The sequence below is a fragment of the Mesorhizobium sp. M0207 genome, assembly GCF_040321995.1.
Taxonomy (GTDB): Bacteria; Pseudomonadota; Alphaproteobacteria; order Rhizobiales; family Rhizobiaceae; genus Mesorhizobium.
The window spans coordinates 94,707-110,533 of sequence record NZ_JAMYSQ010000021.1; the positions used below are offsets into that span (position 1 = coordinate 94,707).

A 15,827-nucleotide genomic window follows, 5' to 3' on the forward strand; every position below is an offset into this window, starting at 1 on the left:
CCATGAAGGTGCGCTTGTGACCCCGTTCGGCGAAAAGCTTCGCGTGCTGCGAAACGAGCGCGGCGTCAGCCAGAAGGACATGGCCAAGGCGATCGGCGTCAGCGCAGCCTATCTCTCGGCGCTGGAACACGGCCGCCGCGGTGCGCCGAGCTGGACGCTGATCCAGAAGATCATCGGCTATTTCAACATCATCTGGGACGAGGCCGAGGAACTGGCGCGGTTGGCCGAAACCTCGCATCCGCGCGTCAAGCTCGACACGTCGGGTCTTAGCCCTGCGGCGACCGAGCTTGCCAATCTCCTGGCCGACAACATCGAAAAGCTTGACGAAGCCGAGCTTCGCCGCATCATTGCGTCGCTCCGCGCCGCACTGGCACGACCGAAATGAGCTGCCTTGTTACTGGACAGAGCCGACCAGCACCTGCTGGCCGCCGCGGATCGAGACCCAGCGGCCGGTATTGTCGATCGCCTGCCGCTTGAGGAAACGATAGCCGGTCTGGTCCCAGGAACGGACCTGGTCGGTCAGATTGTCGAGGATGTAGTCGCCCTTGTCGGTGCGCACCGTCAGCACGGCGTGGCCTTCGCCATCCGGCTTGCGCACGACGGTCATCAGCAGATCGGAAAACGAGACGCCCAGCCGGTTCAGCTCACGGCGCTTTTCCAGGACATAGTCCTCGCAATCGCCGACGCCCTTGTCGGGATAGGCCCAGACCTCGTCCTTGCCGTAGATGTCGAAGTCGCTCTCCGGCTTGACGGCGGCGTTGACCCTTGTCGTGACGCTGAGCAGCTTGCGCCACAGCGAGCCGGTCAGGCTGGCGGGCGACAGATCCTTCGGGCGGATCGAACATTCGGACGCGTAGCTCTTGCAGAAATCATAATGGCCGATCGGCTGCGAGGTCGGGCCACCTGTTATCATCGGGCTGGCTGCCGAGGCCGAACCGGCCCAACCTGCCGCCACAGTAAGTCCGGCCAGCGCACACAGGCGCAGCGTTCTCGCCATTGGTGAGGAAATCATTGTCCCCGCTTGTCCCTTGTTGTTAACGAAACGTTAAGGGGTATTTACAGTCCGTGTCAATTATGAGGATGGATTGATTTTTGCGGCATGGTTACCCGCGTGGCGCCAACGCGACTATTGTGCAACAGGTCGACCGGCCGCACGGCCCCGCCAACCGATGATTTTGGCATTGACCGACCTGATGCGGATTGACGGGCATCATCACTGGTCGCCTATTTCTTGCCGGCCCTGACCAGCTTGGGCTTGACCGCAACACGGTTCTGACGGCCGTAGCTGGTAATGAAGTCGACGATGCGCGGCACGATTTCGGAGCGGAAGCGCGAGCCGTTGAACACACCATAATGGCCGACCGCCGGCTGCATGTAATGGGCGTGCCTGTCGGCCGGGATGTTGATGCACAGGTCGTGCGCAGCCTTGGTCTGGCCGAGGCCGGAGATGTCGTCGTTCTCGCCCTCGACCGTGAACAGGGCGACATTGCGGATCACCGAAGGGTCGACCGCCACGCCGCGATGCGTCATCGTGCCCTTGGGCAAGGCCTGGCGGACAAACACGGTGTCGACGGTCTGCAGGTAGAATTCCGCCGTCAGATCCATCACCGCCAGATATTCATCGTAGAACTCGCGGTGCTTCTCGGCATTGTCGCCGTCATGCTTCACCAGATGCATGAAAAAGTCCTTGTGGGCGATGATGTGGCGGTCGAGGTTCATGCTCATGAACCCCGAAAGCTGCAGGAAGCCAGGATAGACCTCGCGGCCGAAGCCCGGCACCGGCCAGGGCGCGCGCATGATGACGTTGTCGCGGAACCAGTCGATGCCCTTTTCTTGCGCCAGCAGATTGACCGCCGTCGGATTGCGGCGCGTGTCGATCGGCCCGCCCATCAGCGTCATCGTCGAGGGCACGAACGGATCACCCTTGGCTTCCATCAGCGCCGCCGCCGCCAGCACCGGCACCGAAGGCTGGCACACCGCCATCACATGGGTGTCGGGACCCAGCGCATGCAGCATGTCGACGATGTAGTCGATATAGTCGTCAAGATCGAAGCTGCCGTCGGCCAGCGGCACCATGCGGGCGTCGACCCAGTCGGTGATATGCACGTCGGCATAGGGCAGCATCGCCTCAACCGTGCCGCGCAGCAGCGTCGCGTAGTGGCCAGACATCGGCGCGACGATCAACAGTTTCGGATCCGGTCGGCGCCCAGCAGGAACCGCCCGCTCGAAACGGACCAGGTTGCAGAACGGCCGCGACCAGACGGTATGTTCGCTGACCTCGACGGTTTTCCAGTCGACCACGGTCTTGGTCAGGCCGAATTGCGGCTTGCCGTAGCGGCGCGTCGTGCGCTCGAACAGTTCGGCCGTTGCCGCAACCGAGCGACCCCAGGACGTGTGTGAGACCGGGTTGAGCGGATTGGAGTAGAACAGGCGCACCGCATCGGCATAGAGGCGCGCCGGCTGCAAGGCGGCGTGGTTCAGTTCGTAGAGCTGGTAGAACATCGAGAACCCCGCTGCCGACTGCGATCGAAGGGCCGACGAGCAGCGCCGAGCCTTGAATGCCTTGCGGGGAAGTTAGCAACAATCTGCTGCGATGCAATACGTCAACTTGCGTGATTTAGGCTCGTTCTTTCGTCCAAGGCGTTGAGAATCCGCCTGGAACGGCAACAGCCGGCTCAATGTGCACCTGCGAAGGCCAGGCAGGCAGCACGGCTATTGGGACGAGCGTCGGAGGCGGTGTCCGGCCGTGGCGGCCGTTAGACCCGTGCCATGCAGACGGCCGTATGGCCCGAGCTGATGAAGCCAAGCTGACTGGCGGCGCCCTTCGACAGATCGAGCATCCGCCCCTTGATGAACGGGCCGCGGTCGTTGATGCGCACGACGACACTGCGGCCATTGTTGCGATTGGTCACCTTCAGCTTGGTGCCGAACGGCAGGCTGCGGTGCGCGGCGGTCAGCGCCGACGGGTTCATGCGTTCGCCGGAAGCGGTTCTGGAATGCAGTGAGTACCAGGAGGCACGGCCGCACTGCGCGGCGGCGCTGGCAGTGGATGCGCCGACCATCAGGCCAGCCGCGATCGTGGCCGCGACAAGCGCGGTCTGGTTGCTTTTGTTCATGTGTTGGGGACTGGCTCCGTTGACAGACCCGCAGCGGTTAGGGACGAATGAGGCAGCAAATGCGGCAATGATCTGTCGGTTCCATGGCAATGTTACACGTTTGGAGTCGACGCGAAACAATTTGTCAGAGATTTCCCGCAGCGCGGCACAGCTTCCTTGATGATCTTTCCACCGATCTCCGCATGTCTTGCGCAGGATCAGAGGTTAGCATCTAAGTAGAAGTTGGCGTGATTGGGCTGCTTCTTTTAGCTGTTCCATTTCGGCCGGAATGCGGCTGATGATCGACTTGGAGAGGAGTTCTAGCGATGAGATTGATCAAAAATCTGCTGGCCTTGATTGTGCTCGCGATCGGCGTGCTGTGGTCATTGCAAGGCATCGGTTGGGTCCAGGGCAGCTTCATGACCGGCCAGTCGCAATGGCTCTATGCCGGCATCGTGACCGTGCTGGTCGGCTTGGTCGGCCTGGCCTGGGCAAACCGCTCGCGTGGTTGAACAGGCGTCGATCCTCAGGCGCCCGCCGGAGCAGCACACAGCGGACCCGTGGCGGCCGCTCACCGCGACCAGTACTGCCAGCCCCAGTAGAAACTTTCGTCGCGCGGCGGCAGGCGGTTGCGCTCGGCGTCCAGATGCACCGGTGTCGGCGTTTTGCGTTCGCCGTCAGGCGGCTGTTTGTCTCCGGCCTTGATCAGGCGGAGCCAATGGCCGAAATGCGCAAACAGTACAGCGGTGGAATGGGGCATCGTCACGTCTCCGGTCCGGTTACTCCCGCCCCGCCCACGGGACGAGAACCCGCTCGATACTGCGGATGATGAATTCGAGCACGAAGGCAATGGCAGCGATCACCAGTATGCCCATCACCACCACGTCGGTGACGAGGAACTGGGCAGCGGACTGGATCATGAATCCAAGCCCGCGCGTCGCGGCCACCAGCTCGGCGGCGACCAGCGTCGACCAGCCGGCGCCGAGCGCGATGCGCAGCCCGGTCAGGATCGAGGGCAGCGCGCTGGGCAGGATGACGTGCCTGATCACCTGGCGCTGCGTGGCGCCAAGCGAGCGCGCTGCATTGATGCGCTCCTGCGAGACGCCGCGAACACCCGATACCGTCGACAGCGCAACCGGCGCCAGCATGGCAATGGCAATCACCAGGATCTTGGACGGCTCGCCAATGCCGAACCAGATAATGATCAGCGGCAGATAGGCGAGCGGCGGGATCGGCCGCAGGAATTCGAGCAGCGGATCGAAGATGCCGCGCCCGATCGTGCTGATGCCGATAGCCAGCCCGATGGGAACGCCGACGAAAACGGCCGCGACCAGCGCCGCAAACACCCGCCACAGGCTGGCGGCGATATGCTGGAGCAGCGTTGCGTCGACAAAGCCGTCACGGGCGACGACGACAAATTTGTTCCAGACTGCCACAGGCGACGGCAGGAAAACCGGCGACACCAATTGCAGGCGGGCCGATGCCGTCCACGCCGCCAGCATCATCAGAATGGTGATCGCGCTAACCACGCGGGCCGAAACGCGGCTGCGTCTCGGCCGCGGCCGCGACCATGGCACCGACAGCGCGTCGGCTCCGTCGTCGACCTTGCGCTGCGGCCGCTCGGTATAGGAGGTAACGGTCATGCTGCCTCCCCTTCGAAGATCGCGTCGGTCAGCTCGCCGCGCGCTGCGGCGAAGGCGGGATCGGCCTTGATGCTGCGAATGGCCTCGCCGGCTGCATAGCGCCGGCTGAAGCCGGTCTCGAAGCTCCACACCACCCGGCCAGGGCCGGGAGCGAGCACAATGATACGGGTTGCCAGCACCAGGGCTTCCTCGATGCCGTGCGTGACCATCAGCACGCCGACCTGGCTCGCCGTCCACAGATCGAGCAGCGTTGTCTGCATGCGTTCGCGTGTCAGCGCATCGAGCGCGCCCAGCGGCTCGTCGAGCAGCAGGAATTGCGGCTCGGCCGCCAGCGCCCGGGCCAGGCCGACCCGCTGGCGCATGCCGCCGGAAAGCTCCCAGATGCGCTTGTCGCCGGCGCCGTCGAGTTTCACCAGCGCCAGAAGGTCGTCGGCAGTCCGCGCCCGTTCCGCGGCCCTGACACCGCGCAGCCTGAGCGCAAAGGCGACATTTTCCCGCGCGGTCAGCCACGGAAACAGCGCGTCGTTCTGGAACACGACGGCGCGGTCAGAGCCTGGCGCCGTGATCGGCCGGCCGCCAATCGTGGCGCGTCCGCGCACAGGCTCGACCAGGCCCGCAGCGACGTTGAGCAACGAGGTCTTGCCGCAGCCGGAGCGGCCGACCAGGACAACGAAGTCATCCTTGGCGATCTCAATCGACACATTTTCGACCGCCGGCGCCGGCTGACCGTCATAGTGGACCGAGACCTTGTCGAGCACGAGATGCGTCATGGGAACCTCGCCGATATTCCGAATCTGTCTGCCCCGAAGCCGCTCCTCGCAAGCGGTTCGGGGCAGGGAGCACGCGGCGTCAGGGAAGGAGAACCGCGCGCGTTGGCGTCAGTTCGAGGCAAGCGCTTCGCTGACATATTTCGACGACACGTATTTCGAATAATCCGGCAACACGGCATCAATCTTGCCCTGCTCCTTGAGGAAGGCCGATGTCGCCTCGACCGCCTTGACCGTGCCGCCACCGAGGAACTTGTCCGAGGCTTGCTCCTCGAGCGTCGGGAAGACATAGCCCCTCAATAGTTGCGGCACGTCCTCCAGCTTGGCCCCGGTGATCGTGGCGATCTTCGCCGCTTGCGGCGACGTCACCGACCAGGCGTCCGGCTTGGCCAGGAACTCGGCATAGACCGCGCCCGTCACCTTGACGAAGTCGCGCACCGCTTCCGGGTTCCTTTCGGCGAAATCGGTGCGCACGATCCAGGCGTCGAAGGTCGGCGCGCCCCAGGCGGCGACCTGCGAGGAATCCAGCACGACCTTGCCCGAAGTCTTGATCTGGCCGAGTGCCGGATCCCAGACATAGGCGGCGTCGATGTCGCCGCGCGCCCATGCCGCCGCGATCTCCGGTGGCCGCAAATTGAGAATATCGACCGACTTCGGGTCGACACCCTCATGCTTCAGCGCGGCAAGCAGGCTGTAATGCGTCGTCGAAACGAAGGGCACCGCCACCTTCCTGCCGGCAAGGTCGGCGGCCTTCTCGATGCCGGCGCCGTTGCGGGCGACAAGGGCCTCGGATTCGCCGATCAGCCCGACAATGAAGATTGTCTGGATTGGTAGCTCGCGGCTCGCCGCCGCCGCCAGCGGGCTCGAGCCGACATAGCCGATGTCGACCGAACCGGAAGCGATGGCGGCGATCACGTCGGCGCCGGAATCGAATTTCCGCCAGTCGATTGCCGCCTTGGTCGCGCTCTCATAGGCGCCGTCGGCCTGCGGCACCTTCGAGGGCTCGACGACCGTCTGGTAGCCGATAGTGATCTTGAGGTCCTGCGCATCGGCTGGGCCGAGAAAGGCGGCGCCAGCCAAGGCCGCCGAGGACAAGAGAACGATACGTCGCGAAATGGTGGACATGAAACGCTCCTTGGAAACGAGGAAAACCAGGATTGCGTTTCATAGTCATCTAACTCTATCGTTCTTGTAGAGTTAAATCCTTCCAATCGGTGCGGTCTTGTTAGAAAAAGTCATCTGGCTATGGCAGTTCGCGCGCTTTTGGGTGACGGCTCGGGTGAGAACCATCGTCCTTGCCCGGGAACCTCTTCCACGTCGTCCTTGCGCGCAACAAGGATTTTCCCGTTTTCGCGGCTGCATCGGCAAATCCATGCTGTGGATAGCCAAGAAATTGGAAACAAGTTCCCTGTGTTCGCGGTTAAGTCTAGTATCCTTATCGACATTGAAGGATTGGAGAGGACGATGAGCGACGCCACCCTCCTTGTTGCCGCGCGCGGCATGCTTTGGCCTTCAAATTCAGGTGCAGAAGCTGCTGTCGGTATTCTCGCCGATCGGGACATTCCTGCCGCCGGCCAGTTTGCCGGTGTGTCATTCGCGGTGGCTCCTGTGCTCGCAAGAGCACAGGCCCCGGCCAAAATGGCCATTGCGGCGTGAAAACGAAGCAAAATCAACGTTTCTCGGCTTGTATATCATGTCACTAGAATTTATCTGTAGTGACAGCTTGGACGCGGCGGGGAGGCACGCCAGGCGTTTCGCAACCGGTGGCCTTGCGCCATCGCATGACAGAGAAACGTGCGGGTTATGCTCACGAAAAAAGGTAAATACGGCCTCAAGGCGCTCGTCCATCTGGCGCGCCTGCCGGTTGGACAGCTCGCCTTCGTCAACGACATCGCCACAGGAAACAATATTCCGAAGAAGTTCCTCGATGCCATCCTTGGCGAATTGCGCAATGCCGGTTTCGTTCAGAGCCGCAAGGGCAAGGAAGGCGGCTACCGGCTGGCACGCCCAGCGGACGAGATCAAGGTCGGCCACGTCGTGCGCGTGCTCGACGGACCGCTTGCCCCCATTCCTTGCGCCAGCCGCACCCAGTATCAGCGCTGCGAAGACTGCAACGAGGCGACATGCCAAGTCCGACACCTGATGCTGGAGGTCCGGCAGGCCATCGCCGAGGTGCTGGACCAGCGCAGCCTCGCCGAAATGCGCGACATCGCCGGCGACGAGGATTTTTCGGCGGCGTTGAAAATCCAGGCCTGAACCAATCTCTCCTGAGCCGGCGACGATCGCCAGGACAGCTGGTGTGCGCATGACCGTGCGCGCTACGCCAAGTTCGATCATCATTGTCGGCGGCGGTGCCAGCGGCGTCGTGCTTGCCGCGCATCTGCTGAAGTCGCCCAATCCCGATCTACGTGTCAGCCTGATCGAAAAACGCCCGCATTTTGGGCAAGGCATGGCCTATTCAACGCTGCTGTCGGCGCATGTGCTGAATGTCAGCGCGTCGGGCATGAGCGCCTATGCCGACGATCCCGGCAATTTCTCGCGCTGGCTGCTTCAACGCGGCCTGGCAACGCCGGAACAGGCGCCGGTCTATGCGCCGCGCAGCGTCTACGCCCGCTATCTCAAGGAGTTGCTCGACGAGCTCGAGGCGCGTGAGCAGCAGACGGGCCGGCTGCGCTTGATCCGCGAGGAGAGCCTGTCGATCTCGCCGACCGCGTCAGGCGTCGAAGTGGCGCTGGCCAACGGCACCAGCGTGGTTGCGCATCTTGCCGTGCTCGCCACCGGCCACGACGAAGAGCCGGGGGCGGGGCAGGGGCATGCGATCAGGATGGGATCCGAGGCGGACACTGCGCTCGACCCCGAAGCCCGAGTCCTGGTGCTGGGTACCGGCTTGAGCATGGTCGATGCCTTCCTGTCGCTCGAGCAGCGCGGCCACCGCGGCGCGATCGTCGCGGTGTCGCGGCGCGGCCTGCTGCCTTCGCCGCATCGCAAGGGCAATCCGATCAAGCTCGACGTTGCCGACATTCCGCTCGGCACCCAGCTTTCCTATTTCGTCGGCTGGTTCCGCGACCTGATCCGGGAAAACCAGAAGGCCGGCATCGACTGGCGCGACGTCGTCGACGGTCTGAGACCCTTCAACCAGAAGATCTGGCAGAACTGGCCGTCCTCGGCCAAGCGCCGCTTCGTCGAGCACACCAAGGCCTGGTGGGACATCCACCGCCATCGCATGGCGCCGGAAGTCTACGCCCGCGTTGCCGAGGCGGTGCAAGCGGGCCGCATCCGCCTTGTCGCCGGCCGCGTCGTCGAGATCGCCGCCGGCGACGGCTTCAGCGTACAGGTCCAGTCGCGCCACACGCAGCAGCTCGAAAGGTTCGACGTCACCCGCATCTATGATTGCACAGGCATCGCCAGGGACATCTCGACCACCTCGAACAGCGTGGTGCGGTCGCTGGTCGAGCGTGGACTGTCACGGCCGGATCCGCTGCGCCTCGGCCTCGACGTGACCGCGAACTGCGAGGTCATCGCCGGCGACGGCACGGTATTCGCCAATATCCTCGCCGTCGGGCCACTGACGCGCGGCACCTTCTTCGAAATCGACGCCATTCCCGATATTCGCGTGCAGTGCGCGCGGCTGAGCAAGCGCTTGCTCGGATGAGGCCGCCTCTGTCTTGACGCGATCTCGGATGCAAGACCGCTGTCGCCGGGTGAAAAGATCTCGACCGCATAGCCGCGTTCGGTGAAGGCGAACCAGGGGTGCGGGAGCTCGCTCCACCAGAGCCGACCAGCAGCCTGTGGTGGTCGAGACAGCCAGGCGATGACGCCACACGTTTCGGCCGTCTCGCATCGACCGGATTGATGTCGCGCACGCTCGTCTTCGTTCTCCTCCATGGATTTTGTAGTCGGCGAGGCCGTGAGCCGCGACCCTGGCCAGATGGCCGGGCAAATTCTGCTTTCGTCGTCACCGTGCCTTGCCTACCATGGCGCATGACCCAACGCGGAAGACTCTACGGCTGTCCGGTCGAGTTCGCGCTCGACGCGCTCGGGGGCAAATGGAAGACGGTGATCCTGGCGCGCATCAAGGAACAGCCGATGCGCTATTCCGACCTGCGCCGGCTGATTCCCTCACTCTCGGACAAGATGCTGACGCAGCGCCTGGCCGAGCTTGTCGAGATCGGCTTCGTCACGCTCCAGACGTCGCCCGACGGCAAGGGGCGCTACGCCTTGACCGGGCGCGGCGAAGGTCTCGCCGCCGCGCTCCAGGCGCTCTACGACTGGGGCAGCGTGCACGGCCGCGCCGAGGGCGTGCGTTTTCGCACCGACAGCGCAGCCACCACCTAGATCAATTCCGGGAAAAGCGCGGAGCGGTTTTCCGTCCGCAATGTGTGAAGACAAAGCGATGGAGCGGTTCGGCGTTGCCGTGAAACGGTGGGTCGCGCGGCAAGCCGATTGCTCAACCCGCGCCGGCAAGCGCGCTGCAGAAGCTTGCGACATCGGTGACGACGGCTTCGCCGAGGAAGCGTAGCGTTGCCATCGAGCGGTCGCGCGCTTCGCGGTTGCCGAAGCCACAGGCATCCTCGATTACCACGGCGACAAAGCCATTGTCGGTCGCCTGGCGAACGGTCGGCTCGATGCCGATCTCCATGGCGATGCCAGCGAGCGCTATCGTGCGCACGCCGCAATCGCGCAAGGCAAAGCCGAGCGCGGTGGAATCGAAGGCCGACATCGTGAGCTTGTCGAATACCGCCTCGTCCGCGCGGGGGTCCAGCTCGGGCACGATCCGCGTCGCTTCGGCGTCGCGCGGGAACCACGGCTCGACCGTGTCGGGGCTGTCGCGCCGCTGCCAGGCCATGGCGGTGCGCAGCTGCGTCGCGCCCATCCATTTGCGCGGCAGCGACAGGTGGCGCGTGAACGCCACCCGCATTCCGGCCCCGCGCGCCGCTTCCAGCACCGTGCCGGTACGCTCGACGATGGTCGCGGCGCCGGCCACCTGCCGGCAGATGCCGACCTGCATGTCGTAGACCACCAGCGCCGTGCGGCGCGGATCGCACCACTCAGCCAGGCTGGCCGGGATTTCGATCCCGTCGCTCGACCGGATCATGCCGCAGTCCGGTCCCATGGCTTGGCGATATCGACCGTCGGATCGAACAGGAATTCCAGCGGCAATGGCGCGTCGAAGGCGATGAAGTGCCATTCTAGCAGCCCGGCCTTGGACAGCGGGAAGTCCTCGGTGTAGCGCCGCGCTTCCGCGACGCTGTCGAGCTCGAAGACGATGATGACGCCGCCAATATCGGCGCGCGCATAATTCTCGCGCACGATCCCCGCCTTCCAGAGCCGCCAGACATTCGACACTTCGTCGCGCAGATAAGGCCGCAAATCGTCGAGCGTGACGCCGGGCTTGAAATTGTCATAGGCAAGAATCTTCATCGGCCGTTCCTTGTATTGCTGTTCGCCCAGCGCCGGGTAGCATGGCCGAATCGGCGGCTGCAACGAACGAGATGGTGCGTTGAAACGCCCGCACGATTGCCGTTGATCCTATGGGCGGCCGCGGGATAATTTTTGCTGAAGAGGAGGAAAAAGTGCGGTGACCATCGAAAGGCTGAACCCCGAGGGCATGCACAGCAATCCGGCCTATTCACAAGGCGTGTCGCTGCCGGCATCCGCGCGCATCGTGCTGGTCGGCGGCCAGAATGGCGTCGACGCGCAAGGCCGGATCGTCGCCAGGGACGATCTCCCTGCGCAGACCGCTCAGGCGCTTTCCAACCTGGCAAAGGTGCTGGAAGCCGGTGGGGCAAAGCCTGAAGACCTCGTCAGCCTCTCGGTCTATATCGCCGGCGACCTGGACATAGGGCCGGCCTTCGGCGCCTGGATGGCGTTCTGGCAAACCGTGGCGCGCCGCCGATCATCAAGGTGCTGCGCGTCGCCGGCCTCGGCAATCCGGATTTTCTGATCGAGATCGAAGCCCAGGCCGCGATCGCCTGAACCCTAAGCGGGTTCTGCAAATCTTTTGCCCCTGCCTGCAGGCCGACGAAGCTTTCACGAAATTCCATTCCCCTGCTGGCGGCCGGATTGGCACGATCTATCTTCTTTCCAACTGCAAACGGCTGGAAAAGACGGTAGGTTGCCGTCTTCCAGGGCGGTTGCTCATTCTGGCAACGGAGCATCTGACATGAGCAAGCACAAGATCGTGGCATCGGACGATGCATCGTCCCGCCTGCGCCCGCCTTATGCCTCGGTTCTCGACCTGATCGGGCAGACGCCGGTCGTCGAGCTGACCAAATTCGACATCGGCAAGTGCCGGCTGTTCATCAAGCTCGAAAGCCAGAATCCCGGCGGCTCGATCAAGGACCGCATCGCGCTGTCGATGATTGCCGCCGCCGAAAAACAGGGCAAACTGAAGCGCGGCGGGACGATTGTGGAGGCGACCGCCGGCAACACCGGTCTTGGTCTCGCCCAGGTCGGCATCCCCAAGGGCTACCGCATCATCCTGGTCGTCCCCGACAAGATGTCGCGCGAAAAGATCCAGCATTTGCGGGCGCTCGGCGCGGAGGTGCGGATGACGCGTTCCGATGTCGGCAAGGGTCATGCCGAATATTATCAGGACATGGCCGAAAAGATCGCCGCCGAGCTGCCCGGCGCCTTCTATGCCAACCAGTTTGCCAACCCGGCCAATCCGCTGGCTCATGAAACCACGACCGGACCGGAAATCTTCCAACAGCTCGAAGGCGACGTCGATGCGGTTGTCGTCGGCGTCGGCTCCGGCGGCACGCTGACCGGGCTCGGCCGCTACTTTGCGAAAGTCTCGCCAAAGACCGAGATGATTTTGGCCGATCCGGTCGGCTCGGTGCTGGCGCCGTTGATCAAGACCGGCAAGATGATAGAGGCCGGGAGCTGGACCGTCGAAGGCATCGGCGAGGATTTCGTCCCGCCCAATGCCGATCTGTCGCTGGTCAGGAAGGCCTATTCCATCCCCGACAAGCAGAGCATGCTGGCGGTGCGCGACCTGCTTTCGAAGGAAGGCATCCTCGCCGGCTCGTCGTCCGGCACGTTGCTTTCGGCAGCGCTCCGCTATTGCCGCGAGCAGACCGTGCCGAAGCGCGTCGTCACCTTCGTCTGCGACAGCGGCAACAAGTACCTGTCGAAAGTGTTCGACGACTTCTGGCTGGCCGAGCAGGGCCTTGCCGAGCAGGAGCAGCATGGTGATTTGCGCGATCTGGTGATGCGTTCGCACCGCACCGGTGACACCGTGTATGTCGGTCCGGACGAAAGCCTGCTCAACGCCTATGGCCGTATGCGCCGCTCGGACGTCTCGCAGCTGCCGGTGCTGGACGAGGGCAAGCTCGTCGGCATCATCGACGAAAGCGATATCCTCGCCAAGGTCGAAGGCCCCTATGACAGCCGCTGGGACCGCTTCAAGGCTCCGGTCAGTACGGCCATGACCTCTACCCTGCACACGCTGCAAGCCAGCCAGACGCTGGACGCGTTGCTGCCGGTGTTTGATCGCAACGAGGTCGCCATCGTCTTCGACGGCGACGAATTCATCGGGCTGATAACACGCATCGACCTGATCAACCATCTGAGGCGCGCCCGATGACCGTCAAAGCCACCGTATCGGGCAAAAACCGCCTCGCCTTTTCGACGCGCACCATCCATGGCGGCCAGAGCCACGACCCGACGACGGGCGCGGTGATGGTACCGATCTATGCCACTTCGACCTACGGTCAGCAGAGCCCGGGCGTGCACAAGGGCTTTGAATATGCCCGCAGCCAGAACCCGACCCGCTTCGCCTTCGAACGCGCTGTGGCCGATCTCGAAAGCGGCACAGCCGCCTTCGCCTTCGCTTCGGGGCTGGCGGCGATCGCCACTATTTTCGAACTGCTCGATTCCGGCACCCACATCGTCGCCACCGACGACATCTATGGCGGCACGTTTCGGCTGCTCGAGCGGGTGCGCAAGCGCTCCGCCAACCTCCAGGTCGACTTCGTTGACTTCACCGATCTTGCCGCGGTCGAGGCGGCGATCCGCCCGGAAACCAAAATGCTCTGGGTCGAGACGCCGACCAACCCGCTGCTGCGTGTCGTCGACCTCGAAGGCGTCGCAGCACTTGCCAGGCGCAAAGGCGTGCTCTCAGTCGCCGACAACACTTTCTGCAGCCCCTATCTGCAGCGGCCGCTGGAGCTCGGCATCGACATCGTGGTCCATTCGACGACAAAATACCTCAACGGCCATTCCGACATGGTCGGCGGCGTCGCCGTGGTCGGCGACAACAAGGATCTCGCCGACCGGCTGAAATTTCTGCAGAACGCCATCGGCGCCATTTCCGGGCCGTTCGACAGTTTCCTGGCGCTGCGCGGACTGAAGACGCTGGCGCTGAGGATGGAGCGTCATTCGTCGAACGGCCAGAAGATCGCGCACTGGCTGGAAAGCCGTCCCGACATCCGCCGTGTCATCTATCCCGGCCTGCCCAGCCACCCGCAGCACGCCATCGCCAGGCGGCAGATGCACGCCTTCGGCGGCATGATCACGGTCGAGCTCGACCGCGACCTCGCCGGCACCAAACGCTTCCTCGAACATACGCAACTGTTCACGCTGGCCGAAAGCCTCGGCGGCGTCGAAAGCCTGATCGAGCACCCGGCGCTGATGACGCACGGCTCGATCCCGGCGAAAAAACGCGCCGAGATCGGGATTTCGGATTCGCTGGTAAGGCTGTCGGCCGGGATCGAGGATGGCGACGATCTGATCGCGGATCTGGATCAGGCGCTGGCCAGTTGAGCCGGATAGCGAGACGTCGGCGGGACAGCGCCCCCCTCCGCCCTACCGGGCATCTCGGCCACGAGGGGGGAATTTGGCCGTCATCTTGCGCTTTCGCCAACCTCCAACGCTGAAACACGGACGGGACGGCGAAGCTGCCGTCTCCCCGCTTGTGGGGGAGATGTCCGGCAGGACAGAGGGGGCGTGAAGGATCACGAACGAGCGGCGCTTATTCTGCATCCATATCCATGTGTCTTACATTCTATTCCGTTGACCTTGGCGCCATCTGGCAGAATTGTAGCTTCCTGATCCACCTTGCTGCCTGGCTCCGGAAGCTATGAACAACCGACAACGCAACCAACCGACGGCAAGCGATACCCCGCTCACCTTCGCCATCCTCGTCTTCCCCGGCTTTCCGATGATGGCGTTCAGCTCGGTCATCGAGCCGTTGCGCGCGGCGAACGTGCTGGCGAAGCGCAACTGCTACCGCTGGATCATCGTCGGCGCCGCCGAAGGCCCGGTGGAGGCCTCGAACGGCGTCATCATCCAGCCCGGCTTTGCCGCCCATGACGCGCCGAAGGTCGATCGCGTCGTCGTCTGCTCGGGCGGTGATGCCGATCATCTCGTCGCACACGATGCGGTGAGCTGGATCCGCAGGAGCCTGCGCGACGGCGCCCATATCGGTGCGGTGGCGGATGCCGCCTTCTTCCTGGCTCGGGCCGGCCTGCTCGACGGTCATGCCTGCACCTTGCACTGGACCAGCCAGGCTGCCTTCACCGAAGCGTTTCCGGACATCGAGCTGAGGCGCGATCTCTATGTCATCGACCGCAAGCGCTTCACTTCGGCCGGTGGCGTCGGCAGCCTCGACATGATGCTGGAGATCATCACCGGCGATTATGGCGCCGAACTGGCCGCCGGCGTCGCCGAATGGTTTGTGCACAGCCCGCTACGCTCCAGCGTCGACCGCAAGCTGATGCCGCTCAGGCTGCGGACCGGCGTGCAGAACGAACTGGTGCTGTCGGCCATCGCCATCATGGAGGATGCGGTGGAGGAGCGGCTCGGCATGGCGGAACTGGCGGGGCGACTTGGTATCTCCTCCGATAAGCTCGAACGCAATTTCCGCTCCGAACTCAGTATCTCGCCCAACGGCTATTACCGCCGCCTGCGGCTGAAGCGTGCCGCCGACCTCCTGGCGCATTCGACGCTGATGGTGCGCGACGTGGCGCTGGCCTGCGGCTTCGCCTCGATGTCGAGTTTTGCGCGGGCGTTTCGGGAGGAGCATGGCCATGCGCCGAAGGTGATGCGGAGGCATTAGGTATTTCGGATGTTGGCGGGACAGCGCCCGGGACAGCGCCCCCCTCTGTCCTGCCGGACATCTCCCCCACGAGGGGGGAGATTGGCAGCTTCGATGCTCCGCTCCTCCTGCGACGGTGGAAATTCACGAAAGCGGCGATGACGAGCCGATCTCCCCCTTGAGGGCAGGGGAATCGCATATGGCGATTTTGGGGTTGAGTTTAGGCTGAGAAAGGATTCTTTGGAGAGGCAGTTGAGCGAAGGAGCGACTGCCATTTCCTGCC

At 63.7% G+C, this 15,827-nt stretch carries 19 protein-coding genes; 10 read left to right on the forward strand and 9 right to left on the reverse strand.

Annotation, left to right across the window (positions count from 1 at the left end):
* Positions 1 to 16 precede the first annotated feature (16 nt).
* Positions 17 to 385: a helix-turn-helix domain-containing protein gene (locus tag NKJ15_RS24405; RefSeq protein ID WP_352818054.1), complete on the forward strand. Its 369-nt coding sequence runs from the start codon at positions 17 to 19 to the stop codon at positions 383 to 385.
* A gap of 9 nt (positions 386 to 394) precedes the next feature.
* Here the strand turns inward: NKJ15_RS24405 and NKJ15_RS24410 are convergent, their stop codons facing one another.
* The 3 genes from NKJ15_RS24410 to NKJ15_RS24420 form a co-directional block, all read right to left on the reverse strand.
* The gene (locus NKJ15_RS24410) at positions 395 to 1,012 is read right to left on the reverse strand and encodes a transglutaminase-like cysteine peptidase (protein ID WP_352473987.1); all 618 of its coding nucleotides are present in this window, start codon (positions 1,010 to 1,012) and stop codon (positions 395 to 397) included.
* A gap of 212 nt (positions 1,013 to 1,224) precedes the next feature.
* Complete coding sequence (locus NKJ15_RS24415) at positions 1,225 to 2,502, reverse strand: polyhydroxyalkanoate depolymerase (protein ID WP_352818057.1); 1,278 nt, start codon at positions 2,500 to 2,502, stop codon at positions 1,225 to 1,227.
* A 254-nt stretch (positions 2,503 to 2,756) separates the two neighbouring features.
* Positions 2,757 to 3,116, reverse strand: coding sequence for a septal ring lytic transglycosylase RlpA family protein (locus NKJ15_RS24420; protein ID WP_352473985.1), 360 nt, complete (start codon positions 3,114 to 3,116; stop codon positions 2,757 to 2,759).
* Between the two features lie 305 nt (positions 3,117 to 3,421).
* On the opposite strand from NKJ15_RS24420, the gene NKJ15_RS24425 reads away from it, so the two are divergent.
* Positions 3,422 to 3,607, forward strand: a complete 186-nt coding sequence (locus tag NKJ15_RS24425) for a hypothetical protein (RefSeq protein WP_352491244.1) — start codon at positions 3,422 to 3,424, stop codon at positions 3,605 to 3,607.
* Positions 3,608 to 3,666: 59 nt separating this feature from the next.
* On the opposite strand, the gene NKJ15_RS24430 is transcribed toward NKJ15_RS24425, so the two are convergent.
* The 4 genes from NKJ15_RS24430 to tauA form a co-directional block, all read right to left on the reverse strand.
* Positions 3,667 to 3,855 (reverse strand): hypothetical protein, encoded by a 189-nt coding sequence (locus tag NKJ15_RS24430; RefSeq protein WP_023675907.1) that lies wholly within the window; start codon positions 3,853 to 3,855, stop codon positions 3,667 to 3,669.
* Between the two features lie 19 nt (positions 3,856 to 3,874).
* Positions 3,875 to 4,738, reverse strand: coding sequence for an ABC transporter permease subunit (locus NKJ15_RS24435; RefSeq protein ID WP_352818060.1), 864 nt, complete (start codon positions 4,736 to 4,738; stop codon positions 3,875 to 3,877).
* Entirely contained in the window at positions 4,735 to 5,508 is a 774-nt protein-coding gene (locus tag NKJ15_RS24440; protein WP_352686551.1) for a taurine ABC transporter ATP-binding protein, read from the reverse strand. Before NKJ15_RS24440 ends, NKJ15_RS24435 begins: the two co-directional genes overlap by 4 nt.
* Positions 5,509 to 5,616: 108 nt before the next feature.
* On the reverse strand, positions 5,617 to 6,630 hold the full coding sequence (gene tauA, locus NKJ15_RS24445) for a taurine ABC transporter substrate-binding protein (RefSeq protein ID WP_352818063.1): 1,014 nt from the start codon (positions 6,628 to 6,630) through the stop codon (positions 5,617 to 5,619).
* Between the two features lie 339 nt (positions 6,631 to 6,969).
* On the opposite strand from tauA, the gene NKJ15_RS24450 reads away from it, so the two are divergent.
* The 4 genes from NKJ15_RS24450 (at position 6,970) to NKJ15_RS24465 (ending at position 9,840) form a co-directional block, all read left to right on the forward strand.
* On the forward strand, positions 6,970 to 7,161 hold the full coding sequence (locus tag NKJ15_RS24450) for a hypothetical protein (RefSeq protein WP_352458582.1): 192 nt from the start codon (positions 6,970 to 6,972) through the stop codon (positions 7,159 to 7,161).
* A 147-nt stretch (positions 7,162 to 7,308) separates the two neighbouring features.
* Positions 7,309 to 7,761: an RrF2 family transcriptional regulator gene (locus tag NKJ15_RS24455; protein ID WP_023675902.1), complete on the forward strand. Its 453-nt coding sequence runs from the start codon at positions 7,309 to 7,311 to the stop codon at positions 7,759 to 7,761.
* Between the two features lie 49 nt (positions 7,762 to 7,810).
* Positions 7,811 to 9,157: an FAD/NAD(P)-binding protein gene (locus NKJ15_RS24460; RefSeq protein ID WP_352818066.1), complete on the forward strand. Its 1,347-nt coding sequence runs from the start codon at positions 7,811 to 7,813 to the stop codon at positions 9,155 to 9,157.
* 329 nt (positions 9,158 to 9,486) lie between these two features.
* The gene (locus NKJ15_RS24465) at positions 9,487 to 9,840 is read left to right on the forward strand and encodes a winged helix-turn-helix transcriptional regulator (RefSeq protein ID WP_352458584.1); all 354 of its coding nucleotides are present in this window, start codon (positions 9,487 to 9,489) and stop codon (positions 9,838 to 9,840) included.
* 112 nt (positions 9,841 to 9,952) lie between these two features.
* Here the strand turns inward: NKJ15_RS24465 and NKJ15_RS24470 are convergent, their stop codons facing one another.
* Both NKJ15_RS24470 and NKJ15_RS24475 read right to left on the reverse strand, forming a co-directional pair.
* On the reverse strand, positions 9,953 to 10,600 hold the full coding sequence (locus NKJ15_RS24470; protein WP_352818069.1) for a cysteine hydrolase family protein: 648 nt from the start codon (positions 10,598 to 10,600) through the stop codon (positions 9,953 to 9,955).
* A complete protein-coding gene (locus NKJ15_RS24475) occupies positions 10,597 to 10,926 on the reverse strand; it encodes a hypothetical protein (protein ID WP_352458586.1) in 330 nt (109 codons plus the stop codon). Before NKJ15_RS24475 ends, NKJ15_RS24470 begins: the two co-directional genes overlap by 4 nt.
* Positions 10,927 to 11,083: 157 nt before the next feature.
* Between NKJ15_RS24475 and NKJ15_RS24480 the strand changes: the two genes are divergently transcribed.
* The 4 genes from NKJ15_RS24480 to NKJ15_RS24495 all read left to right on the forward strand — a co-directional run bounded on the left by NKJ15_RS24480 (position 11,084) and on the right by NKJ15_RS24495 (position 15,565).
* On the forward strand, positions 11,084 to 11,449 hold the full coding sequence (locus tag NKJ15_RS24480; RefSeq protein ID WP_352818072.1) for a RidA family protein: 366 nt from the start codon (positions 11,084 to 11,086) through the stop codon (positions 11,447 to 11,449).
* Between the two features lie 219 nt (positions 11,450 to 11,668).
* Positions 11,669 to 13,093 (forward strand): pyridoxal-phosphate dependent enzyme, encoded by a 1,425-nt coding sequence (locus NKJ15_RS24485; RefSeq protein ID WP_352542812.1) that lies wholly within the window; start codon positions 11,669 to 11,671, stop codon positions 13,091 to 13,093.
* Complete coding sequence (locus NKJ15_RS24490) at positions 13,090 to 14,271, forward strand: cystathionine gamma-synthase (RefSeq protein ID WP_352818075.1); 1,182 nt, start codon at positions 13,090 to 13,092, stop codon at positions 14,269 to 14,271. The genes NKJ15_RS24485 and NKJ15_RS24490 overlap by 4 nt, the downstream gene beginning before the upstream one ends.
* Positions 14,272 to 14,587: 316 nt before the next feature.
* On the forward strand, positions 14,588 to 15,565 hold the full coding sequence (locus NKJ15_RS24495) for a GlxA family transcriptional regulator (protein ID WP_352818078.1): 978 nt from the start codon (positions 14,588 to 14,590) through the stop codon (positions 15,563 to 15,565).
* The last annotated feature ends 262 nt before the right edge of the window (positions 15,566 to 15,827 follow it).

Excerpts from the sequence above, each read along its gene's own strand:
- NKJ15_RS24440 (WP_352686551.1), bottom strand. The coding sequence starts at position 5,508 with ATGACGCATCTCGTGCTCGACAAGGTCTCGGTCCACTATGACGGTCAG.
- NKJ15_RS24415 (WP_352818057.1), bottom strand. The coding sequence starts at position 2,502 with ATGTTCTACCAGCTCTACGAACTGAACCACGCCGCCTTGCAGCCGGCG.
- NKJ15_RS24485 (WP_352542812.1), top strand. The coding sequence starts at position 11,669 with ATGAGCAAGCACAAGATCGTGGCATCGGACGATGCATCGTCCCGCCTG.
- NKJ15_RS24490 (WP_352818075.1), top strand. The coding sequence starts at position 13,090 with ATGACCGTCAAAGCCACCGTATCGGGCAAAAACCGCCTCGCCTTTTCG.
- NKJ15_RS24420 (WP_352473985.1), bottom strand. The coding sequence starts at position 3,116 with ATGAACAAAAGCAACCAGACCGCGCTTGTCGCGGCCACGATCGCGGCT.
- NKJ15_RS24455 (WP_023675902.1), top strand. The coding sequence starts at position 7,309 with ATGCTCACGAAAAAAGGTAAATACGGCCTCAAGGCGCTCGTCCATCTG.
- NKJ15_RS24470 (WP_352818069.1), bottom strand. The coding sequence starts at position 10,600 with ATGATCCGGTCGAGCGACGGGATCGAAATCCCGGCCAGCCTGGCTGAG.
- NKJ15_RS24410 (WP_352473987.1), bottom strand. The coding sequence starts at position 1,012 with ATGATTTCCTCACCAATGGCGAGAACGCTGCGCCTGTGTGCGCTGGCC.
- NKJ15_RS24425 (WP_352491244.1), top strand. The coding sequence starts at position 3,422 with ATGAGATTGATCAAAAATCTGCTGGCCTTGATTGTGCTCGCGATCGGC.
- NKJ15_RS24465 (WP_352458584.1), top strand. The coding sequence starts at position 9,487 with ATGACCCAACGCGGAAGACTCTACGGCTGTCCGGTCGAGTTCGCGCTC.
- NKJ15_RS24450 (WP_352458582.1), top strand. The coding sequence starts at position 6,970 with ATGAGCGACGCCACCCTCCTTGTTGCCGCGCGCGGCATGCTTTGGCCT.
- NKJ15_RS24495 (WP_352818078.1), top strand. The coding sequence starts at position 14,588 with ATGAACAACCGACAACGCAACCAACCGACGGCAAGCGATACCCCGCTC.
- NKJ15_RS24475 (WP_352458586.1), bottom strand. The coding sequence starts at position 10,926 with ATGAAGATTCTTGCCTATGACAATTTCAAGCCCGGCGTCACGCTCGAC.
- tauA (WP_352818063.1), bottom strand. The coding sequence starts at position 6,630 with ATGTCCACCATTTCGCGACGTATCGTTCTCTTGTCCTCGGCGGCCTTG.
- NKJ15_RS24460 (WP_352818066.1), top strand. The coding sequence starts at position 7,811 with ATGACCGTGCGCGCTACGCCAAGTTCGATCATCATTGTCGGCGGCGGT.
- NKJ15_RS24435 (WP_352818060.1), bottom strand. The coding sequence starts at position 4,738 with ATGACCGTTACCTCCTATACCGAGCGGCCGCAGCGCAAGGTCGACGAC.
- NKJ15_RS24430 (WP_023675907.1), bottom strand. The coding sequence starts at position 3,855 with ATGCCCCATTCCACCGCTGTACTGTTTGCGCATTTCGGCCATTGGCTC.